22 protein-coding genes are annotated in these 22,415 nt (G+C 68.9%); 20 read left to right on the forward strand and 2 right to left on the reverse strand.

Going from position 1 to position 22,415, the window contains the following annotated elements; genetic code table 11:
- A partial coding sequence (locus HAV18_RS33140) for an AAA family ATPase (RefSeq protein ID WP_166964400.1) occupies positions 1-2,418 on the reverse strand: 2,418 nt, incomplete at its 3' end.
- Between the two features lie 242 nt (positions 2,419-2,660).
- On the opposite strand from HAV18_RS33140, the gene HAV18_RS33145 reads away from it, so the two are divergent.
- The 13 genes from HAV18_RS33145 to HAV18_RS33205 all read left to right on the forward strand — a co-directional run bounded on the left by HAV18_RS33145 (position 2,661) and on the right by HAV18_RS33205 (position 14,856).
- Entirely contained in the window at positions 2,661-3,668 is a 1,008-nt protein-coding gene (locus HAV18_RS33145) for a hemerythrin domain-containing protein (RefSeq protein ID WP_166964402.1), read from the forward strand.
- Positions 3,669-3,686: 18 nt separating this feature from the next.
- On the forward strand, positions 3,687-4,667 hold the full coding sequence (locus HAV18_RS33150) for a quinone oxidoreductase (RefSeq protein ID WP_166964404.1): 981 nt from the start codon (positions 3,687-3,689) through the stop codon (positions 4,665-4,667).
- A 10-nt stretch (positions 4,668-4,677) separates the two neighbouring features.
- Positions 4,678-5,526, forward strand: coding sequence for a TauD/TfdA family dioxygenase (locus HAV18_RS33155; RefSeq protein WP_166964406.1), 849 nt, complete (start codon positions 4,678-4,680; stop codon positions 5,524-5,526).
- 117 nt (positions 5,527-5,643) lie between these two features.
- Positions 5,644-6,699 carry a 3-keto-5-aminohexanoate cleavage protein gene (locus tag HAV18_RS33160; RefSeq protein WP_166964408.1) on the forward strand — a complete coding sequence of 352 codons (1,056 nt, stop codon included), beginning with the start codon at positions 5,644-5,646 and terminating at the stop codon, positions 6,697-6,699.
- Positions 6,700-6,870: 171 nt separating this feature from the next.
- Positions 6,871-8,220 (forward strand): MFS transporter, encoded by a 1,350-nt coding sequence (locus tag HAV18_RS33165; RefSeq protein WP_166964410.1) that lies wholly within the window; start codon positions 6,871-6,873, stop codon positions 8,218-8,220.
- 16 nt (positions 8,221-8,236) lie between these two features.
- Positions 8,237-8,830 (forward strand): alpha/beta hydrolase, encoded by a 594-nt coding sequence (locus HAV18_RS33170; RefSeq protein ID WP_166964412.1) that lies wholly within the window; start codon positions 8,237-8,239, stop codon positions 8,828-8,830.
- Positions 8,831-8,965: 135 nt separating this feature from the next.
- On the forward strand, positions 8,966-9,139 hold the full coding sequence (locus HAV18_RS33175) for a hypothetical protein (RefSeq protein ID WP_166964414.1): 174 nt from the start codon (positions 8,966-8,968) through the stop codon (positions 9,137-9,139).
- A gap of 285 nt (positions 9,140-9,424) precedes the next feature.
- A complete protein-coding gene (locus HAV18_RS33180; protein WP_166964416.1) occupies positions 9,425-10,591 on the forward strand; it encodes an ABC transporter substrate-binding protein in 1,167 nt (388 codons plus the stop codon).
- A gap of 49 nt (positions 10,592-10,640) precedes the next feature.
- On the forward strand, positions 10,641-11,720 hold the full coding sequence (locus tag HAV18_RS33185) for an ABC transporter ATP-binding protein (protein WP_166964418.1): 1,080 nt from the start codon (positions 10,641-10,643) through the stop codon (positions 11,718-11,720).
- Between the two features lie 46 nt (positions 11,721-11,766).
- Positions 11,767-12,636, forward strand: a complete 870-nt coding sequence (locus HAV18_RS33190) for an ABC transporter permease (protein ID WP_166964420.1) — start codon at positions 11,767-11,769, stop codon at positions 12,634-12,636.
- Complete coding sequence (locus HAV18_RS33195) at positions 12,636-13,568, forward strand: ABC transporter permease (protein ID WP_166964422.1); 933 nt, start codon at positions 12,636-12,638, stop codon at positions 13,566-13,568. Before HAV18_RS33190 ends, HAV18_RS33195 begins: the two co-directional genes overlap by 1 nt.
- 164 nt (positions 13,569-13,732) lie before the next feature.
- Positions 13,733-14,170, forward strand: a complete 438-nt coding sequence (locus HAV18_RS33200) for a hypothetical protein (RefSeq protein ID WP_166964424.1) — start codon at positions 13,733-13,735, stop codon at positions 14,168-14,170.
- Between the two features lie 473 nt (positions 14,171-14,643).
- Positions 14,644-14,856: a hypothetical protein gene (locus HAV18_RS33205; RefSeq protein ID WP_006497261.1), complete on the forward strand. Its 213-nt coding sequence runs from the start codon at positions 14,644-14,646 to the stop codon at positions 14,854-14,856.
- Between the two features lie 289 nt (positions 14,857-15,145).
- On the opposite strand, the gene HAV18_RS33210 is transcribed toward HAV18_RS33205, so the two are convergent.
- Entirely contained in the window at positions 15,146-16,111 is a 966-nt protein-coding gene (locus tag HAV18_RS33210) for a D-2-hydroxyacid dehydrogenase (RefSeq protein WP_166964426.1), read from the reverse strand.
- A gap of 251 nt (positions 16,112-16,362) precedes the next feature.
- Here HAV18_RS33210 and HAV18_RS33215 point away from each other — a divergent pair, with 251 nt between their 5' ends.
- From HAV18_RS33215 to HAV18_RS33245, 7 genes are all read left to right on the forward strand, one after another.
- On the forward strand, positions 16,363-17,553 hold the full coding sequence (locus tag HAV18_RS33215) for a CaiB/BaiF CoA-transferase family protein (RefSeq protein WP_166964428.1): 1,191 nt from the start codon (positions 16,363-16,365) through the stop codon (positions 17,551-17,553).
- A gap of 22 nt (positions 17,554-17,575) precedes the next feature.
- The gene (locus HAV18_RS33220) at positions 17,576-18,538 is read left to right on the forward strand and encodes a hydroxymethylglutaryl-CoA lyase (protein WP_166964430.1); all 963 of its coding nucleotides are present in this window, start codon (positions 17,576-17,578) and stop codon (positions 18,536-18,538) included.
- A gap of 22 nt (positions 18,539-18,560) precedes the next feature.
- Complete coding sequence (locus HAV18_RS33225) at positions 18,561-18,944, forward strand: VOC family protein (RefSeq protein ID WP_166964432.1); 384 nt, start codon at positions 18,561-18,563, stop codon at positions 18,942-18,944.
- A gap of 241 nt (positions 18,945-19,185) precedes the next feature.
- A complete protein-coding gene (locus HAV18_RS33230; protein WP_166964434.1) occupies positions 19,186-20,013 on the forward strand; it encodes an alpha/beta hydrolase in 828 nt (275 codons plus the stop codon).
- Positions 20,014-20,129: 116 nt separating this feature from the next.
- On the forward strand, positions 20,130-21,023 hold the full coding sequence (locus HAV18_RS33235) for a LysR family transcriptional regulator (RefSeq protein ID WP_166964435.1): 894 nt from the start codon (positions 20,130-20,132) through the stop codon (positions 21,021-21,023).
- Positions 21,024-21,529: 506 nt separating this feature from the next.
- Positions 21,530-22,093 carry an RNA polymerase sigma factor gene (locus HAV18_RS33240; RefSeq protein WP_166964437.1) on the forward strand — a complete coding sequence of 188 codons (564 nt, stop codon included), beginning with the start codon at positions 21,530-21,532 and terminating at the stop codon, positions 22,091-22,093.
- Positions 22,094-22,105: 12 nt separating this feature from the next.
- Complete coding sequence (locus HAV18_RS33245; protein WP_166964439.1) at positions 22,106-22,414, forward strand: hypothetical protein; 309 nt, start codon at positions 22,106-22,108, stop codon at positions 22,412-22,414.
- The last annotated feature ends 1 nt before the right edge of the window (position 22,415 follow it).

The raw sequence follows: 22,415 nt of genomic DNA on the forward strand, positions 1-22,415 counted from the left end.
GCCGGCGCCGGCGGCCGCTTCGTCGCCGGCGCGGCGCGCCCAGTCGGCGACAGCCGGATGGGCGTCGGCGAGCGTGCGCGTCAGCCCGAATACGTCCGCGAGGTTCATCGCCTCGTCGAGCAGCGCGCGGCCGCCGCCGCCCGACTGTTCGAGCGCGAACGCGCTGAGCGCCATGATCTCGATCCGCGCTTGCCCCATGCTCATTTCACGGGCCAGCACCGCTGCTTCGTCGAGCGCCGCGCGCGCGTCGTCCCAGCGGCGCGCGGCCAGCGCCGCGCCCGCATGCGCGCTCGCCTGCAGCAGCACGACGGGGCGCCGCCACAACGGCCCGTGCGATGGAAACTCGGCCGCGGCGATCGCATCGATCCGCTCGACGAGCGCATGGCAGGTCGCCTCGCGATAGCGCGCCGCGTGAATGCGCACCTGTTCGGCGAGACTCGCGACCGACAGGCGCGGCAAGCGGCGCGCGACGCCCATCGCGTCGAGCGCTTCGAGCAGGTCGATCGCGCGGTGCTCGACGCCGCGCAGCAGCGCGATGCGCGCGGCGGTGCGATAGCCGAGCAGCACGGTATCGGGCGTGCCTGCATGTTCGAGCACGTCGAGCCGGTTCGCGAGCAACGCGGCGGCCTGGTCGACGCGGTCGGCCTCGTACGCGAGCGCCGCGCACATCGCGGCGAGCATGCAGGTCAGCGGATGGCGGCGTCCGAGATCGGCTTCCGCGCGGGCCAGCGCCGGCGACAGCGCATCGTCGGCGAGCCGGACCTGGCCTTCGCGCAGGTAGCTCAGGCCCGTGATCAGTTCGCCCCAGCGCGCGACATAACCGAACCCGGCCGCCGTCTCGCCGCGCGGCGCGGCGTGCTGGAAGCGGCGCGCCTGCGCCGGTTCGCCGACGATGATCGCGCGCGCCGACAGCCGGTTCGCGTGTATTTGCGCGAGCCACGTCGCCGCCGGCGGCGTGAAGTCGGCCCACGGTTCGAACAGCTCGACGAAACGGTCGATTTCGTCGGCGTAATACGCAGCCGCGCTGAGGATCAGCGCGCATTCGTAGCGCATCGCCGCGGGCGTGCCGGTATCCGCGAGGATGCCCGCGATCTGGCGCTGCGCCTCGACGTGGCGCTCGCCGAGCGCCAGCGCCCATGCGACCGCGATGCGCAGCGTCGGGCGCTTGTCGAGCTCCGCATCGGGCAAGAGCGCGAGCCAGTCGAGCACGTCGTTGATGCGGCCCTGCTTGATCGCATCCTCGAGGCAGCGCTGCGCGAGCGCGTACGCCACCTCGAACTGGCCGGCCGCATACGCGTGGCGCGCGGCTTCCTCGGTCATCCCGTGCGCGTCGAGCCAGGCGGCCGTGCGCGCATGCAGCGCGTTGCGCTCGGCGTCGGGGCTCGCGGCCAGGCGGTCGCGCAGCGTGTCGCGCACGAGCGGATGCAGCCGGCACCAGTCCGAATCGTCCGACGCAATGAACAGCGGCGTGTCGCGGGCGAGCCGCGCGAGACGGCCGGGCGCGTCCTCGTCGTCGAGCAGCGCCGCGCACAGCGACGGATGCAGGCGATCGGCGATGCTCGTGCGGGTCAGGAACGCCGTGTCGTCGGCCGACAGGTTCGCGAGCAGCAGCTCGACGAGGCGGTCGCGCGTGCCGTCCACGCGGGCGGCGAGCGCGTCGACCGCCTGGCGCGGATCGGCCGAGCGCGCCATCGCGGCCATCGCGAGCTGCAGGCCGAGCGGCCAGCCGTCGACGCGTTCGAACAGCCGCGCGCACGCGTCGGCGTCGACCCGCTGCGCAAAGCGCGCGCCGACCAGCGCGATCGTCTCGTCGAGCGTGAAGCGCAGCCAGTCGGGGCCCGCAAGCGTGCATTGCCCGCCGGCGAGCAGGTCGCCGGCCGTGTGGTCGAGCCCGCGCCGCGCTGCGACGACGACATGCAGGTTCTGCGGCGCGTTGTGCAGCACGTAGGTCAGCGCATCGAGGCCGGCCGGCGGCAGCCGCTCCGCATCGTCGACGATCAGGAGCGCATCGATCGACAGTTGCGCGACCTCGGCCAGCCACGCGGTCACGCCCTCCAGCGCACGCGCCGCGTCGGCCGCGCCGAGCGGGATCAGGCGCCCGAAGCCGGGCCGCGCGCAACCGGTCCGCACCGCTTGCACGAGCCCCTGCAGCAACCGGGCCGCATCGTCGCGCTCGTCGGCCGACAGCCATACGACCGCGCGGCCGAGCGCGAGGGTCTCGCGGCGCCATTGCGCGAGCAGCGACGTCTTGCCGTAACCGGCCGGCGCCTGCACGAGCGTGACCGGCCGGCCGTCGAAAGCGGGCGCGGCGAGGCTCAGCCGCGCGCGGGCCAGCAACTGCGCCGGCACGCGCGGCGCGGTCGTCTTCAGGACCAGTTCGGTGGGGGGCGCGTCGGCGCGGTCGGGTGGGTGGGCCATCGGGGCAGGGGTCGGATTCCGGCGGTGCCGTGCGGGCCAGCGTCCGGGGTGGGCGTGGGGGGAAGGATCGGCCGAACCGCGTCCGCGCGTCAATCCCCCCCGCGACGAGTGGGGCCGCACCGGCACCGTGTCGATAGCATGGGTTCCGATGCAGGACGAACGCAACGAGGAGAGGGCCATGAACATCGTATCGACCGGCACGCGGCGCCACGCGCCGCTCGCCGGATAAACGGAGCGGCACGATGTACCGCCATCTGCTCGTGACGGTCGACAGCGCGCCCGGCGGCATCGACGCGATCGGCCATGCGCTCGAACTGGCGCGCGCGGTCGGCGCCCGGGTCACGTTCATGCTGGCCGGCGCCGCGCCGGACTCGCGTTTATCCGGAGCGCGGCTGCCGGAACACGGTGCGAAAGTGGAAGCCGCGGCGCGGGCGCAGGGCTTGTCCCACGCGATCGCGGGTGCCGGCCACCCGGCGGCCGGCGGCGCAGCCCCCGGCGCACTGGCGGCAGAACTCGGCTGCGACCTGATCGGCGTCGCGGCGCTGCCGCACGATGCCGATGCAGCGGCCTGCGCGCAACGGCGGGACCTGCTCGCGACGAGCGGCGTGCCGGTGCTCGTGTGCACGTCGCGGCGAACGCCTGCCGAGGCGCGCGTGATGGCGCGTTGCCTCGATGCGCATCGCACGGTCGGCGTGTTGCTGCATGCGTTGACGGCGTCCGCCACACACGTGGACGCACCGCAGCGGCAAGCGAGCGACACGCAGCGTGCGTTGACGGCGTCCGCCGCACACGCGGACGCGCCGCAGCGGCGCGCGGCCGACATGCAGCGTGCGCTGGCATCGCTCGCCGCGCTGCAGCGCGCCCGTGTCGGCACGGCCGCCGAAGCGCGCCTCTTCGCGGCATTGCGCGTGCGCGCGGAGTGCGTCGCGGCCGAACTGGACGAACTCGACCGCCAGCGGCAGCGCGATGCGCAAGCGCTCGATGCGCTCGAGCGGATCGCCGCGGACGGGCTGCCGTCGGACGCGTTCGATGCGGCGCTCGCTCGTTATGCGCACGGCGCGTTCGAGCAGATGGGGCGGATGGAAGGCGTGATTTTCCCGGCCGCGCGGCGCTACCTGGGCGACGCGGACTGGGCCGGACTGGATGAACCGCTGGCGGACGGCGCAGCCGCGACGCCGCCACGCGCGAACAAAGCGAACAAAGCGAACGACCCGAACGAACCCGACGATGCGCGACGCGCATCCGACTGACACCCTACGGAGAACAACATGGCACATGCAGTGCGATTCCACGAAACCGGCGGCCCCGACGTGCTGCGCTGGGAAGCGATCGACGTCGGCAACCCGGGCGCCGGCCAGGTGCGCCTGCGGCACGACGCGGTCGGGCTGAATTTCGCCGACACGTACTTCCGCAGCGGCCTGTATCCGGTGCCGCTGCCGGCCGGCCTCGGCGTCGAGGCGGCCGGCGTGGTCGAGGCGATCGGGCCCGGCGTGACGAACGTCGCCGTCGGCGACCGCGTGACCTACACGGGCTTCCTGAACACGCTCGGCGCATACAGCACCGAACGGCTGATCCCCGCCGCGCCGCTCGTGCGGCTGCCGGCCGGCATTTCGTGCGAAACGGCCGCGGCGATGACGATGCGCGGACTGACGTCGGCCTACCTGCTGCGCCGCATCCACGCGTTCGCGCCGGGCGACACGATCCTGCTGCACGCGGCCGCCGGCGGCGTCGGGCTGATCGTGTCGCAATGGGCGAAGCTGCTCGGGCTTACCGTGATCGGCACGGTATCCAGCGAGCACAAGGCCGCGATCGCCCGCGCGCACGGCTGCGACCATACGATCGACTACAGCCGCGAGGACGTCGCGAAACGCGTGCGCGAGCTGACGGACGGCGCGGGCGTCGACGTCGTGTTCGACAGCGTCGGCAAGGACACCTTCGAAGGCTCGCTCGATTCGCTGAAGCGGCGCGGGCTGATGGTGTGCGTCGGGACCGCGTCGGGCCCGATCCCGCCGTTCGATCCGCAGCGCCTCGCGATGAAGGGTTCGCTGTACCTGACGCGCCCGGCGCTGGCCGACTACATCGCCGATCCGGCCGAGAAGAACGACCTGGCCGGCGAACTGTTCGCGCACGTCGCCGCCGGCCGCATCAAGATCGAGATCAACCAGCGCTACGCGCTGCAGGACGCCGCGCAGGCGCACCGCGATCTCGAATCGCGCAAGACCACCGGTTCGTCGGTGTTCATCGTCTGAGGAGACGCGCATGCGAGTCGAACCCCTGACCTGCGCGCTCGGCGCGGAACTGCTGGACGTGAGCCTCGCCGACGCCGTGCACGATGACGGCCTGTTCGCCGAGATCCGCGCGCAACTGCTCCGGCATCGCGTGCTGTTCCTGCGCGACCAGGACATCACGCGCGCCGAGCATGTCGCGTTCGCGCGGCGCTTCGGCGAGCTCGAGGATCATCCGGTTGCCGGCAGCGATCCCGAGCACCCGGGGCTCGTGCGGATCTACAAGTCGCCCGACCAGCCGAACGACCGCTACGAGAATGCGTGGCACAGCGATGCGAGCTGGCGCGTGGCGCCGCCGTTCGGCTGCGTGCTGCGCTGCATCGACGGTCCGCCGGTTGGCGGCGACACGATGTGGGCGAACATGGCGCTCGCCTACGAGCGCCTGCCGGACCACGTGAAGCAGCAGATCGACGACTTGCGCGCGCGCCACAGCATCGAGGCGAGCTTCGGCGCGGCGATGCCGATCGACAAGCGCCTCGCGCTGAAGGCGCAGTACCCGGACGCCGAGCATCCGGTCGTGCGCACGCATCCCGAAACCGGCGAGAAGGTGCTGTACGTGAACGCGTTCACCACGCATTTCACGAACTTCCACACGCCCGCGCGCGTGCGGGTCGGGCAGGACGCGAACCCCGGCGCCGGCCAGTTGCTGCAGTACCTGATCAGCCAGGCCTTCATTCCCGAATACCAGGTGCGCTGGCGCTGGAAGAAGAACAGCGTCGCGATCTGGGACAACCGCAGCACCCAGCACTACGCGGTGATGGACTACCCGCCGTGCGTGCGCCGGATGGAGCGCGCGGGCATCGTCGGCGACGTGCCGTTCTGAGCGCGCCCGCACCGTAACCGATCCGCAACCCTGAACAACGCGCCGGGCCCGCCGCCCGGCGCGACGGGATACGCACGCCCGTACGCCCGAATACAACGATTTCCACTGGAGGACGACATGCAATTTCTCGACGATTCGCTGCACCCGGAAAACCAGGACAAGGTGGTCATCACGGTCGCGCCGTACGGCCCCGAATGGATGCCCGCCGATTTTCCGGAAGATATTCCGGTGACGATGGACGAGCACGTTCAGAAGGCCGTCGACTGCTACAACGCAGGCGCGACGGTGCTGCACATGCACGTGCGCGAGCTCGACGGCAAGGGCAGCAAGCGGCTGTCGAAGTTCAACGAGCTGCTCGGCCGGCTGCGCGAGGCGGTGCCCGACATGATCCTGCAGGTGGGCGGCTCGATCTCGTTCGCGCCGGAGGGCGAGGGCGCCGACGCGAAATGGCTGTCCGACGACACGCGCCACATGCTCGCCGAGCTGACACCGAAGCCCGACCAGGTGACGGTCGCGATCAACACCGTGCAGATGAACATCACCGAGCTGATGAACCGCAAGGACATCGCCGGCACGTCGCTGAACGAAGCCGCGTTGTGGGACGCGTACCGCGAGATGACCGTGCCGGCCGGCCCCGGCTGGGTCGACGAGCACCTGCGCCGCCTGCAGGCGGCCGGCATCCAGCCGCATTTCCAGCTCACCGGCATGCATGCGCTGGAAACGCTCGAACGGATCATCCGCCGCGGCGTCTATCGCGGCCCGCTGAACGTCACGTGGGTCGGCATCGGCGGCGGCTTCGACGGCCCGAATCCGTACAACTTCATGGAATTCGTGCGGCGTTGCCCGGACGGCGCGTGCATCACGCTCGAATCGCTGATGAAGAACGTGCTGCCGATCAACACGGTCGCGATGGCGCTGGGCCTGCATCCGCGCTGCGGGATCGAGGACACGATCATCGACCAGAAGGGCAACCGGATGACGTCGGTGCAGCAGGTCGAACAGTGCGCACGGATCGCGCGCGAACTCGGCCGCGACATCGCCACCGGCAAGGAGGCGAAGGCGATCTACCGGATTGGTGTGCAGTACGACGGTATCGACGAGACCCTCGCGCAGCTCGGCATGGCGCCGAACCGCCGGCCGGGCCAGGTGAACGTCCCGCTGCGGGCCGCCTGACACGCCGCGCATCCGCGCATCCGGGCAAGCGGCCGTGGCGGCCGCCGCCCGCCGATCGTTGTGGCGTGGCACCCATCCCCGCACGTGGTGCGGGGGCGGACTCCGGTCAACGGAGCGGGGCCACGCAAGCCGCGCCGGAGCACGACCGCTCCGGTGCCGGAGGAGACACGCATGCTGATCCATCATGTCGAGCCGTCGATGCAGGACGTCGCCGCCGGCCGGCGCGCGCCCGCCTATGCGTGGCTCGTGTTCGGGCTGACCGTCGGCCTGCTGTTGTCGGACTACATGTCGCGGCAGGTGCTCAACGCCGTGTTCCCGCTGCTCAAGCACGCGTGGGCGCTGTCGGACACGCAGCTCGGTTCGCTCTCCGGCGTCGTCGCGCTGCTGGTCGGGCTGCTGACGTTTCCGCTGTCGGTGCTCGCCGACCGCTTCGGACGCGTGCGCAGCATCGTGCTGATGGCCGCGTTGTGGAGCGTCGCGACGCTCGGCTGCGCGCTGTCGACCAATTACACGGAGATGCTCGTCGCGCGCGGCCTCGTCGGGCTCGGCGAAGCCGCGTACGGCAGCGTCGGCGTCGCGCTGATCCTCAGCATCTTTCCGGCCCGCCTGCGCGCGACGCTGACCGGCGCGTTCATGGCCGGCGGCGCATTCGGCTCCGTGTTCGGCATGGCGCTCGGCGGGCTGGTCGGCGCGCATCTCGGCTGGCGCTGGTCGTTCGGCGTGATGGCCGCGCTCGGCATCGTGCTGCTCGTCGCGTATCGCTGCGTCGTGACCGAACGGCGGCTCGCCGCGTATCGAACCGAATATGGCACCGAATACGGCACCGAACCCTGCCGGCGCGACACCGACACGCCCCGCGACCTGCGCGGCAGCGTGCGCGCGCTGATGTCGGGGCTGTTCGCGTCGCGCTCGGTGATCTGCGCGTATCTCGGCAGCGGGCTGCACCTGTTCGTGCCGGGCGCGCTGTTCGCATGGCTGCCGAGCTACCTGAACCGCTACTACGCGATGGCGCCCGACCGCGCGGCCGTGCTCGCCGCCGGCTTCGTGCTGCTCGCGGGCGTCGGGATGGTCGGCTGCGGGATCCTCACCGACCGCGTCGGCAAGACCGACGGCAAGCGCAAGTGGCTGACCGCGATCGCGTATTGCGTGGTGACCGGCGTCTGCCTCGCGGTCGCGTTCCGGCTGCCGCCCGGGCCGCTGCAGCTCGCGCTGATCTGCGCGGGGATGCTGGTGGGCGCGGGCGCGTCCGGTGCGTCGGGCGCGATGGTCGCAAACCTGACGCCGGCCGCGATCCACGCGTCGGCGTTCGCGACGCTCACGCTCGCCAACAACCTGCTCGGCATGGCGCCGGGCCCGCTGCTGACGGGGTGGGTCGCCGATCGCGCCGGCCTCGTCGGCGCACTCCAATGGATTCCCGTCGTGCCGCTCATGGCCTCCGTGCTGTTCGCGATCGGACGCGCGAGCTATGTGGCCGACCTCGCGCGCGTCGAACGCGAACGGCGCGCATCCCGACTTTCCTGAACGCTTCGGAGCCAATATGACCCTGACGACCGCCCCCACCATCCTGATCGTGCCCGGCTTGCGCGATCACGTCGAAGACCACTGGCAGACGCACCTCGAACGGCGCCTGCCGAACGCGCGCTCCGTCGCACCGCTCGAAGCGGACAAGCTGAGCCGCGCCGCACGCGTCGCGGCGCTCGATGCGGCGCTGGCCGCGATCGACGGCCCGGTGATCCTCGTCGCGCACAGCGCGGGGGTGATGATTACGGTGCACTGGGCGCGGCAGGCCACGCGCCCGATCCACGGCGCGCTGCTCGCGGCGCCGGCCGATCTCGAGTCGCCGATGCCCGCCGGTTATCCGGCGCCCGATGCGATCGACGCGAACGGCTGGACGCCGGTGCCGACCGGGCGGCTGCCGTTTCCGAGCATCGTCGCCGCGAGCCGCAACGATCCGCTCGCGCGCTTCGAACGCGTCGAAGTGCTGGCGGCGGGGTGGGGCAGCAAGCTCGTCGATCTCGGCGAGGTGGGGCATCTGAACCCGGCGTCGGGGTATGGCGAGTGGCATGACGCCGAACGGTTGATCGAAGCGGTGAAGGTGTTGGGCGAAGGCAATTCACGCTTGAGGAACTGATATTCGGGCATCGTTTGCCGGCTTTGGGCCATCTTCGTCCGTTCGTCGGGCGCCATGATCGACAGCGACGCGACCGCAGCATCCGATCGACGGATAATCGGCCGATCGTTGTCGGTTTTTTAGCGGAATGCTGTCATGGATCCCAAACGAAAGGTGCTGTACGGGGTTGAGTTGAAACCCCGCACGATCATCCGCCCCACCCACGAGATCAAGGCTTCGACCGAAGCCGAGAAGGGCGACGTGCTGCGCGCGGCGCGAAAAGTCAGTGCCGAGCACCGGGACGTGTTGATCGCGCTGAAGAACCGCTGATTTGCCGGGCCTGCCCAACGCCGACAGACCCGATCCACGTCGGATGCCGGTTGAGTCTGCTTCGTCAGGTTTAGCGACCTGGAGATATGACGTCGCAAGACGACTTGGCGTCCAGCCGCGATCCCCGGCCCATCTTGCCCGGCAATCAAATTGCGATCCACCGGAAGGAATTTGTCAGGGAAAGTCCCGCCCCGCGCAGCTCGGTTTTTTGTTGACCGACATCGTATAACGCCGTCATGATTTCCTGAAAACAAAGGTCCCATCCACCGACCGAAGTGAGGAGACATGAACGCCACCACGATCGCTCGCCGTGTCCGCCGGATCGCACTCGCCCTGGGCTTCACGCTGTCGGCCGCGGCAGCCGTTGCCGCCCCCGTGTCGCTGAACATCGTCGATGTCGCGGGCAACCTGCAGCTCACGCAGAAGGCCATCGAAGCCTTCAGGGACAAGAACCCGAACCTCGTGTCGAACGTCACGTTCACGAACGCGCCGGCACCTCAACTGCCCGGCAAGATCAAGGCGATGCAGGCGGCGGGGCGCGCCGACATCGACCTCGTGCTGACGGGCACCGACGCGCTGGCCGCCGGCATCGAGCAAAACCTGTGGCTGAAGCTGCTGCCCGACAACGCGGGCGCGTTCCCCGGCGTGCTCGACAAGTACGCGCCCGGCCCGCGCAAGATGCAGGACCTTGCACAGGGCTTCGGTCTCGAAGTCGCCTACATGCCGGCCGGCCCGCTGCTCGAATACAACCCGGCGAAGGTCAGTGATCCGCCGAAAACACCCGATCAGTTGCTTGCATGGTGCAAGGCGCACCCGAACAAGCTGATCTACGCGCGCCCGGCGAATTCGGGCCCCGGCCGCACGTTCCTGATGGGGCTGCCGTACGTGCTCGGCGACAAGAACCCGCAGGACCCGATCAACGGCTGGGACAAGACCTGGGCGTTCCTGAAGCAGCTCAACGACTGCGTCCCGTACTACCCGGGCGGCACGTCGGCCGTGATGAAGGAACTCGGCGAGGGCACGCGCGACATGACCGTGACCGTGACCGGCTGGGACCTCAACCCGCGCGCGCTTGGCATCGTGCCGGCCGAATTCAGGATCCAGGCATTCGACAACATGACGTGGGTCAACGATGCGCACTACATGGTGATCCCGAAGGGCGTACCGAAGGACAAGCTCGACGTGCTGTTCAAGCTGATGAACTTCCTGCTCGAACCGGCGCAGCAGGCGATGACCTACGACGACGGTTACTTCTACCCGGGCCCGGCGGTGAAGGGCGTGACGCTCGAGATGGCGCCCGCGCACAGCCAGGAAGTGGTCCGCAAGTTCGGCCGCCCCGAGTACGCGAAGCTGCTGGCGGATCGCCCGCACGTGCAGCCGCTCAGCGCGCAGGCGATGGTCGCCGCGTTCCAGAAGTGGGATCGCGAGATCGGTTCGCAGAAGTCGAAGTGACGCATGGGCCGGCGGGCGCCGCGGCGTCCGCGTCGATGGAGTTCGCGCAATGAAGCACAGTTTCGAACGGCTGCGGCTCGATGGCGTCAGCCGCAGCTTCACCAATGCGCAAGGCGCGCAGGTCGCCGCGCTGAACGGGCTCGATCTCGAGATCCGGCGCGGCGAGTTCATCGCGCTGCTCGGCCCGTCGGGCTGCGGCAAGTCGACCGCGCTGAACTGCATCGCGGGGCTGCAGCCGCTGACGAGCGGCGGCATCTGGCTCGACGACACGCGCATCGACGTGCTGCCGCCCGAGCGCCGCGGCTTCGGGATGGTATTCCAGAACTACGCGCTGTTTCCGCACATGTCGGTGCTCGAGAACGTCGGCTTCGGCCTCAGGATGCGCGGCGTGCCAAAGCAGGAAACCCGGCGGCGCGCGCAGCAGGCGCTCGAACTCGTGCAGCTCGTCGGGCACGAGGGCAAGCTGCCCGGGCAATTGTCGGGCGGGCAGCAGCAGCGCGTCGCGATCGCACGCGCGATCGTCATCGAGCCGCCGCTCGTGCTGATGGACGAACCGCTGTCGAACCTCGACACGAAGCTGCGCATCGAGATGCGCGCCGAGATCCGCCGCATCCACACGCAACTCGAACGCGCGACGATCTACGTGACGCACGACCAGGACGAGGCGCTGTCGATGGCCGACCGCATCGTCGTGATGAAGGAGGGCGTCGTGCAGCAGGTCGCGACGCCGAAGGACGTCTACACGCGCCCGCACAACCTGCATGTCGCGCGCTTCATGGGTTATCGCAACGTGCTGCCGTTCACGCTCGAAGGGATGGCCGGCGACCACGTGAGCGTCAGCGCCGCCGGAGTGCGACTCACGGGCGTGCCGATGGCCGGCTTCGACGCGAAGGACGTCGCGGTCGCGCTGCGCCCCGACGACATCGAGCGCGCGGAAGCAGGCGCCGACAACGCGTTCGACGCGACGGTCGAAACGGTCGAGTACGGAGGCCGCGATTCGCTGATCCGTGCGCTCACGCCGTTCGGCCCGATCTGGGCGCGCGTGGCCGGCGAATTCGCGGAAGGCGAGCCGTTGCGGCTGCGCGTGGCGCCGTCGCGCACGCTCGTCTATGCGGAAGACGCGCAATGAACGGCCGCCGCACCGCGTGCGCGACAGCGCGTCACCGGGAGGCCGCATGAGCACGCTCCCGGCCGGCACGCCGCGCGACGCGAAGGCGTGGCTCGTCACGCCCGCGCTCGCGTTCATCGTCGCGCTGTTCATCTATCCGTTCGCGTACGGTCTCGTGCTGTCGTTCCAGCCGATGAACGGCGGCGGCGTGCTCGCGAACTACGTGCAGTTCTTCACCGACACCGCGATGTGGCCGACCGTGCTCGTCACGCTGAAGCTCGCGGTGCCGGCGACGCTGATCAACGTCGGCGTCGCGGTGCCCGTCGCGTTCGCGCTGCGCCGCCATTCGCCGTACCAGAAGTTCGTCACGACGCTGCTCGTGATTCCCGTCACGCTCGGCACGGTGCTCGTCGCCGACGGGATGCTCACGTATTTCGGGCCGAACGGCTGGTTCCCGCAGGCGTTGCAGGGGCTGCACCTGTACACCGACGAAGTGCGCCTCACGCACAACTACTGGGGCGTGTTGCTGTCGCTGATCGTGTCGGGCTTTCCGTTCGCGTTCCTGCTGATGCTGTCGTACATCAGCGGCATCGACCCGACGCTCGCGCGTGCCGCGGCGACGCTCGGCGCGAACCCGTGGCAGCAGTTCCGGCGGATCTACCTGCCGCTGCTCGTGCCGGGGCTCACGATGGCCGCGTGCCTGTCGTTCGTGCAGGCGTTCTCGGTGTTCCCGTCGGCCGTGCTGCTCGGCGCGCCGGCCGGGCCCACGCGCGTGATCTCGATCGCGGCGGCGGAAGCCGCGTTCGAGAGCTACGACTATTCGCTCGCATCCGCGATCGCGATCGTGATGGGCTTCGTGCAATTGCTGGTGGTCGCATCGATGCTCGGTGCACGGCGCTTCTTCTATACCGGCGCGGTGACGGGAGGCAAGGGCTGATGGCGACCGACAATCGTGCCGCCCGCGCGTGGCCGCCGAAGCACGACGCGCCCGACCCGCCCGATGTGCGGCCCGCCGACGCGAGGAAACCGCGGAAGATGACACGCAATCTCGCCGGCCGTGCGTGGCAGGCGCTCGTCTGGGGGCTGATGGCGTTCTTCCTGCTGAACGTGATGCTGCTGATCGCGACCGTCGCGGTGAACTCGATCGCGACACGCTGGTTCGGCACGCCGCTGCCGCAGGGCTTCACGCTGCACTGGTACGCGAAGGCGTGGGAGGACTTCCAGCTCGCGAGTGTGCTGTGGGTGACCGTCGAGGTCGTCGGCGCGGTCGTGCTGCTGTCGATCGCGCTCGGCGTGCCGGCCGCCTATGCGCTGGCGCGCGTGCAGTTTCGCGGCAAGCGCTTCGCGCTGCTGGTGTTCCTGCTGCCGCTGATGGTGCCGCCTGTCACGTACGGGATCCCGATGGCCACCGTGATGTACAAGGTCGGGCTCGCGGGCACGCTGCCCGGCGTAATCCTCGCCAATCTCGTGCCGGCGCTGCCGTTCGTGATCCTCGTGATGACGCCGTTCATCGAGCAGATCGATCCGAATCTCGAGGCCGCCGCGCGCATCTTCGGCGCGAACACGTGGCGATATTTCCGCCACGTGCTGCTGCCGCTGCTCGTGCCCGGCATGCTCGCGGCGGGGCTGCTCGTGCTGGTGCGCACGATCGGGATGTTCGAGCTGACCTTCTTCACCGCGGGGCCGAGCACGCAGACGCTCGTCGTCGCGCTGTATTACGCGGTGTTCTCGACCGGCGTGCGCGCGCCGCAGTCGATCGACGCGATGGCGATGATCTACATGGCCATCACGCTCGTGTGGGTGGTGATCGCGCTGCAGTTCGTGAGCCCGACGCAGCTGGTCAGCCGCGTGAAGCAGGAGCGGCAGTAGAAGAGAAGAGGGGGCGCCGTGCCGCGGCTCGTCCGTGCAATTGGTTACAAATGGATACCGCGTACGACGCGCGGACGTTGCAGACTACGCGGCGTACCGGCCTGGCGACTGCGTTCGTGCATGTCGCCGCATGCCCCCGACGTTGACCCGATTGACGGATATCCATGAAGTTTCAAACACTGCTGACACTCGGCTGTGCATCGACCCTGCTGGCCGCCTGCAACCTGCTCCACGACGGCCCCGGATCGAGCGACGTCGACGCCGCCGTGCGCCGCGCGCTCGAGGCGGAAAACCACGGCGGCCTGAACGCGCTGTTCGGCCAGCCGCTGCCCGTCTCGGCCGATGTCGTGTCGGCGAAGCCCGATGGCGACTGCAAGAAGCTCGGCGATCGCACCTACTCGTGCGACATCGTGGTCACGTGGCGCAATACCGACTACAAGCCCTCGCGTGCGAACCTGACCTTCGTGCAGGCCGCCGACGGCTCGTGGCAGACGTCCGGCGTCGACGCGGCGATCGTGACGGGCACCGCGAAATCGCTGGTCGACCAGATCGGCAAGGCATGGCCCGGCAATGCGGCGAGCGGTGCGTCGGCGCCGCAGTGACGCAGTGACGTGCACGGCCGACCGGCTGATCGTTTCCCTCCCGTGATGCGCGGCCTGTCGCGCCTGGACGCCGCACCGTTCCTTCTGCCGACGGCACGCCATCGACCGATTGCCCACGCGTGATTCGCCGCATGCACCTGGTGCAGCGGCGGGTCAGCGCCCGCGACGGGCCAGGCCGGACACAGTTGCCAGCAACGCCGACACGGTGCGGAGTCGGGCGACGCAGCGGCTTCCGCGCCGATACCCGACGATTACGCGACGCGCGCTTCGGCCGCCTGGATATCGTCCTGATATGGGCCTTTCAGCGTCTTGTAACCGGCTTGTTCGACCCACACTCGAGCGTGGATTGGCAGAGAAAAAGGGCGCGAGCATCGGAGCCGCGTGCGATTGAAGGCATCCTCGGTATGCGGGCCGAGTTATAGGGAAAACCCTTATTTCGAGCTATAATCACGGCCTAAGAGATAGGTCGAACCATGCCTGAACGTTTCCAAACCCTTGAAAAATTTGTGTTTTCCCTCGTCGTGATGTCCGCAGTCGTGTGCTCGGCATTCCTCGCGTACGAGCGTCACCCCGAGATCAAGATCGCGCTGCACGAAGGCGAAGCGCTGATGCGCGAGAGCGCCAAGTATTCGGTCATCTGCTCGCCGTCCAAGGTCGATCCTTGCGTCGAGATGTCCGCTTACTGAAGCGCGCGCATTCACGTCGGGATCAGCGCGCCGGGTGGTGCGCTGCAGCCGGCACGGGCGACTTCCAGGGCTGGCCCTACAGCATCGGCGGCCTGAATGTCTTGACGTAACGCTCGTCGGGCATTCAGAAACCAGCCGCAAGATAGGGCGGATGCATGAACCCGATGCACGAACCCTTTACGTGCCGAGTCGCTGGCGTAAGCAGCTCCCATCTCCAAAGCCCCGCTTCGAGCAATCGCGCGGGGCTTTTCCCTTTCGGCGGTCGAAACGATCCCCGCGGCGGCGCGCGTCACACCACATGCGTCGGGGTGCCCTCGACAAACGCGGCGACATTGTCGACGAGCTGATCGGCGAGCGCCTGCATCGCTTCGTTGCTCGCCCACGCAACGTGCGGCGTCAGGAGGAAGGCCGGATGCGACAGGATCGCGTGGAACGGATGCGCGGCCGGCAGCGGCTCCTGCGTGACCACGTCGAACCCCGCGCCCGCGATCTGCCCCGACTGCAACGCGTCGACGAGCGCGTGCTCATCCACGAGCCCGCCGCGCGCGGTATTGATCAGCAGCGGCCGGCGCGCCATCCGCGCGAACGCGGCCGCGTCGATCAGGTGCCGCGTCGCGGGCGTGAGCGGGCAGTGCAGCGTGATCACGTCGCTTTCTCGAAGCAGCGTGTCGAGCGGCGCGTAGTCGCCACCCGACGCATCGCCGTGCGCCGCGAACCGCACCCGCATGTCGAGCGCGCGGGCAATGCCGGCCACCGCGCGCCCGAGCACGCCGTCGCCGACAATCCCGAGCGTCGAGCCGGCCAGGTCGCGAATCGGATGATCGAAAAAGCAGAACTGCCCGCTGTCGAGCCAGCGCCCCGCGCGCACCGCGTCGCGGTACGCGACGAGGCTGCGGCGCAGCGCGAAGATCAGCGCGAACGTGTGCTCGGGCACCGTACGGACCGCATACCCGCGAATGTTGCTCACGACGATGCCACGCGCGGCGCACGCGTCGAGATCGACGATGTCGGTGCCCGTCGCGGCGATCGCGATCATCCGCAGGCGCCGCGCATCGGCAAGCGCCGCCGCGTCGAGCCGCACCTTGTTGGTCACGACGATGTCCGCGTCGCCGATGCGCGCGGCGACCTCGTGTGCGGCCGTTCGCTCGAACGTGCGCAACACGTGCGGAAACGGGAACGGCTTCAGCACGGTTTGCGGCGACAGCGTCGCGCGGTCGAGGAACACGATCTTCGCGGGAGAGGAAACAGAAAACATGGCGGGTCTCGCTGACGGGCGCCCGGCGGGCGCGCAACGGGTTCGATTCTGCCGGCGGCGCGCGTGCCGTCGTTTGACCGTTGCGCGAGTGCGCTTTCCCGGAGGGAAAGGCTGACGCATCGCGCATGTGAACGGACGGGATGCACGCCTTTCCGTTTCGGAAAGGCTGGTTGAGCATCGATCGATTTTCGCCGGGCGCGAACGCCGTCATGATCGCCGTCATCGACAACACGATTTCATCGGAGACAGCCATGACTCGCCCCCTGGACGGCATCCGCGTGCTGGAACTCGGACAACTGATCGCCGGCCCGTTCGCGGGCCGGATGCTCGCCGAGTTCGGCGCGGACGTGCTCAAGGTCGAGCCGCCCGGGCTCGGCGACCCGCTGCGCAAATGGCGGCTGCTGCACGACGGTACGTCGGTCTGGTGGGCCGCGCAGTCGCGCAACAAGACCTCGCTGACGCTCGACCTGCGCACGCCCGAAGGGCAGGACGTCGTGCGCCGCCTCGTCGCGGAAACCGACGTGCTGATCGAGAACTTCCGGCCCGGCACGCTCGAAGGCTGGGGGCTCGGCTGGGACGCGCTGTCCGCGATCAATCCGGGGCTCGTGATGCTGCGCGTGTCCGGCTTCGGCCAGACGGGCCCGTACCGCGACCGTCCCGGCTTCGGCGTGATCGCCGAGGCGATGGGCGGCCTGCGGCACCTGACCGGCGAGCCCGGCCGCACGCCGGTGCGCGTCGGCATCTCGCTCGGCGATTCGCTGTCGGCGCTGCACGGCGTGATCGGCGTGCTGCTCGCGCTGCGGCATCGCGAGCAGCAGGGCGGCAAGGGGCAGGTCGTCGACGTCGCGCTGTACGAGTCGGTGTTCAACATGATGGAAAGCCTGCTGCCCGAATACTCGGCGTTCGGCGCCGTGCGCGAGGCGGCCGGCAGCAGCCTGCCCGGCATCGCGCCGACCAACGCGTACCGCTGCCGCGACGGCAAGTACGCGCTGATCGCCGGCAACGGCGACAGCATCTTCCGGCGCCTGATGGAACTGATCGGCCGGCCCGATCTCGGCAACGATCCCGCGCTCGCGCACAACGACGGGCGGGTCGCGCAGGTCGAACGCATCGACGCGGCAATCGGCGAATGGAGCGCGCGGCATGATCTCGACGCCGTGCTCGCGGCACTGAACGAAGCCCGCATCCCGTCCGGGCGCATCTACGACGTGGCCGACATCGCAGCCGATCCGCATTACCGCGCGCGCGACATGCTGGTCGATGCCGCGCTGCCTGACGGCACGCCCGTGCTCGTACCCGGCATCGTGCCGAAGCTCGGTGCGACGCCCGGGCGCATCGAGCGCCCGGCGCCCGCGCTGGGCGCGGATACCGACGCGGTACTCGAATCGCTCGGCATCGATGCCACGACGCGCGGCGACTGGCGCACGCGCGGCGTGATCTGAACCCGAACCAGGAGACGACGACATGAGCAGGCAACGCACACGGCTCTACATCCACGAAGTCGCGACGCGCGACGGTTTCCAGAATGAAGCGGCATTCGTCGATACCGACGACAAGATCGCGCTCGTCGACGCGCTGAGCGCGTGCGGCTACGCGAAGATCGAGGTCACGTCGTTCACGTCGCCAAAGGCGATCCCCGCGTTGCGCGACGCCGAGGCCGTGATGCACGGCATCGCGCGCGCACCGGGTGTCGTCTACACGGTGCTCGTGCCGAACGTGCGCGGTGCCGAGCGCGCGCTGTCGTGCGGCGTCGACGAAGTGAACCTCGTGATGTCGATGAGCGAAAGCCACAACCGCGCGAACCTGCGGATGACGCGCGAGCAATCGTTCGCACAGCTGCGCGACGTGATCGACGCGGTCCGCGGCACAGGTGTCGCCATCAACGTATCGCTGTCGACCGCGATGGGCTGCCCGATGGAAGGGGATGTCGCGGCCGAGGGCGTGCTCGCCTGGATGCAGCGCTTCGCGGATCTCGGCGTGCACGGCTTCACGCTGTGCGATACGACGGGCATGGCGTTTCCGTCGCAAGTGCGCGACTTGTCGGCACGTGCCCGCGAGCGCGTCGGCGCGCTGCAGCTCACGCTGCACTTCCACAACACGCGCGGGATGGCGCTCGCGAACACGCTCGCGGCACTCGACGCCGGGATCGACCGCTTCGACGCATCGCTCGGCGGCCTCGGCGGCTGCCCGTATGCGCCGGGGGCGACCGGCAACGCCTGCACCGAAGAACTCGTGCACATGCTCGAACTCGACGGCTACGATACGGGTGTCGATCTCGCGGCCGTGCTGGCCGCGTCGGCACGCCTGCCCGCGCTGATCGGCCATGACGTGCCGAGCCAGATCCTGAAGGCCGGGCGCCGCTCGGACCTTCATCCGCCGCCGCGCGCGGACGCCGGCGACATGCCCGCGCAACGCGCTTTCTCATGAACAACCAACCGGAGCGAACCTCATGGCACTGATTGACCACCTCGACCATCTCGTGCTGACCTGCGTCGATCCCGACAGGACGAAGCATTTCTACACCGAGGTGCTGCAGATGCAGCTCGAAACCTTCGGCGCCGGCCGGATCGCGTTCCGCTTCGGCAACCAGAAGATCAACCTGCACGTGCGCGGCGCGGAGTTCGAACCGAAAGCGCATGTGCCGGTGCCCGGCGCGCTCGACCTGTGCTTCATCGCGTCGGTGCCGCTCGACGACGTGATCGCGCACCTGAAGCGCGTCGCATGGCCGATCGTCGAAGGGCCCGTCGAACGCACGGGCGCGACGCAGAAGATCCGGTCGGTCTACGTGCGCGATCCCGACCTGAACCTGATCGAAATCTCCGAGTTGATCTGAGCGGCGGCGCAGCGCCGGCCGTCTCGTGCAATCGCGCATGCGGTTCGGATCGTGCCGGTGCGGCCGCATGCCGTGCCGATCTTCCGCCGAAAGCGGACAGCCGGTTTCCGCGCTCGCCGATTCCGGATAGCCGGCCCGCGCCACGCTGCGGATAATGCGTGCTTCGGCGACTGAGAAGCCGCCTTCGCACCAGCGCGACGCTTGCGTCCGCGCTTCCGCAACCCGACCCAGGCGATTCCCGATGACGATCCTCTATCGCGGCATGGACCGCGCGGCGCTCGACGCTGCCTATCTGAACACGAAAGTGGTACCCGATTTCCCCGCGTTGCTGGCGTCGATGCAGGCGCGCAGCGCGGCGCTCTACGAAGCGACACGCGGCCGGCGCGACCTGCGTTACGGTGCGCAACCCGCGCAGCGATTCGACTGGCTGTCGTGCGGTCAGCCCGATGCACCGCTGTTCGTCTTCATTCACGGCGGCTACTGGCAGCACTGCGCGAAAGAGGATTTTGCGTACGCGGCCAGCGGGCCGCTCGCGCGCGGTTTCGACGTGATACTCGCCGAATACACGCTTGCGCCGGTCGCGACGATGACCGGTATCGTCGACGAGATCGGGGCGCTGCTCGACTACCTGGCGAACGACCCCGACGCAATCGGGACCGCCGGGCGGCCGATCCACCTGAGCGGCCATTCAGCGGGCGGCCACCTGACGGCCGTGTACCGCGCGCATCCGGCCGTCGTGTCGGCGCTCGCGATCAGCCCGCTCGTCGATCTCGAACCGATCTCGCTGTGCTGCCTGAACGACAAGCTGCAGCTCACCGCGCGCGAAGTCGACGCGTACAGCCCGTTGCGCCATGTCGGGCCCGGTGCACCGACGGTCGTTGCGGTCGGCGATGCCGAGCTGCCCGAACTCGTCCGGCAAGCACGCGACTACGCAAGCGCATGCGAAGCGGCGGGCGAACGGATCGTCCACGTCGGGCTCCCCGGCATGCGGCACTTCGACGTGCTCGACGATCTCGCGAAGCCGGACGGGGCGATGCTCGCCGCCTTGCAGTCGATCGCGCTGCGCTAGCGCGCCTTATCACAACGTTTCGCAACGTATCGCGCGGGGTCGGCCGCGCGTATGATCGGCGTCAGGCCGCCGCCGCTCGCGGCGAGCGCCGGCATGGCCGTCCCAGGACCCACGACATGGTGAACCCGCTTCATTTCGATCTGCAATCGCTGCGCGTGTTCGCGCTCGTCGCCGAGCACGGCAGCCTGACGAAAGCGGCCGAGCACGGCCAGCTCACGCTGTCCGCGGTCAGCAAGCGCATCGCCGAGCTCGAAAGCGTGACGGGCAGCGCGCTGTTCGTCCGGCATGCGCGCGGTGTCGAGCTGACGCCCGCGGGCCGCGCACTGCTCGACCATGCGGCGAAGGTGATCGAGCAGGTCAACCGGATGGCGCACGAGATGAGCGACTACGTCGCCGGCGTGCGCGGCCACATCCACGTGTGGACCAACACGTCCGCGATCGTCCAGTTCCTGCCCGCCGATCTCGCGGCGTTCCTCACCGACAACCCGGGTATCAAGGTCAGCCTCGAGGAGCGGCTGAGCCACGAGATCGTCGACGCGCTCGCGTCCGGCAAGGCCGATCTCGGCGTGTTCGCCGACAACGTGCCGGCGCCCGGCATCGAGCGGCGGCTGTATCGGCGCGACGAACTCGTGCTGCTCGTGCCGCGCACGCACCGGTTCGCCGCGCGCGACACCATCCGCTTCGCGGACACGCTCGACGAGGACTACGTGGGGCTCAGCGACGGCAGTTCGTTGCTCGCGCGCATGACCGACGCCGCGTTTGCGGTCGAGCGTTCGCTGAAGCTGCGGATCCAGGTCTCGAATTTCGACGGCGTGAGCCGGATGATCGAGGCGGGGCTCGGTATCGGCATCCTGCCGCGCGATGCCGTGACCGGCGAGCGCGCGGCGCGGCTCGGGGTCGTGACGCTCGACGATGCGTGGGCGACGCGCACGCTGTGGGTCGGCGTGAAGGCCGGGACCGTGCTGACGACCGATATCGCGAAGCTGTTCGATTTCATGTCGGCGCGTTGAGGCCGGCCTGCAAGCGGTAGGTATTTTCGCGGTGTGGCTTCGAGGAAGGGCGATCATCGGTGCGCGTTCGACCCGCCGCTGCGGGAAGCCGATTCAAAGTAGCCGCGCCAGACCGACCGGCCGACGACCACGAACCGCCCTCGAGTAGCACGGCTCGACTGCAGCCAACCATCGCTAGCACGGCACGCGCTTTCCCATCCCGCTGTCCCATCTCGACCCAGCAGTGCCGACGCCGCGAAACGCGCCTGCCACCCGCATATTTCGCTGCCGAGAAGCGCATTTTCTGCTTTGTCGTCGCGGGGACGTTCCTTGCACTATCGTTACACCGTTCCTGGTCGTGTCGGCGATGACCGCCGGCCCGGACAAATTGCTGCCCGCTGGATTGGCGGTGTAACTGATCTCCCCCTTAAAGCCGACCCGTTGAACAGTCATTTTTCGCACTCGACACAATATTCGCGCGCCTGAAACGTCTTCAGGTGCATGGAATCGCCACCCACTTCACGCACATGACCGACCCAGACCGCGACATCACCGCGATAGTGCTGCGTGAACGCACGAGGCTGGTGAGCTTTATCCGGCGTCGGATACGCGACCCGGACGATGCCGAGGACATCCTGCAGGATGTGTTTCACGAATTCGTCCAGGCTTACCGGCTTCCCGCGCCGATTGAACAGGCGAGCGCGTGGCTGTTCCGCGCCGCGCGCAACCGTATCGTCGATCGCTTTCGCAAGAAGAAGGAGCAGCCGCTGACCGATCTGTTCGACGCCGACGCTGACGATGACGCGAACAGCGAGTACCGCCTGGATCTCGTGCTGCCGGCGCACGATGCCGGCCCCGAAGCACGCTACGCGCGCACGCTCCTGCTCGAGGCCTTGCAGGATGCGCTCGACGAATTGCCGGCGAATCAGCGCGAGGTATTTGTCGCGCACGAACTGGAGGGCCTGTCCTTCAAGGAGATGGCCACGCAAAGCGGTGTCGCGCTCAATACGCTGCTCGCCCGCAAACGCTATGCGGTCTTGCATCTGCGTGCCCGACTGCAGCTCATTTATGACGAATTGGACAATTCCTAGAGGAGTCGACAGATGAATTTTCGAATCAGGTGTGCAGGCAAGGCGCTGCTCGTCGTGATCGCCATAGGCGTGCTCGGATGGGTCGTCATGATGTTATGGAACTGGGTGATGCCGGCGCTGTTCGTCGGCGCCCGGACGATCGACTTCGCCCATGCGCTGGGCCTGCTCGTGTTGAGCCGCATCCTGTTCGGCGGATTCCGCGGACACCACGGCTGGCGCGGCCGGCGCCACTGGCGCAAGTGGGAAGCCATGACCCCCGAGGAACGCGAGCAGTTCCGGAACGCGTGGCGACCCGGCCGCAACCGGCCCACGGGAGAGTGAA

This window comes from Burkholderia sp. D-99, from assembly GCF_011605345.1.
In the GTDB taxonomy this organism is placed as follows: Bacteria; Pseudomonadota; Gammaproteobacteria; order Burkholderiales; family Burkholderiaceae; genus Burkholderia.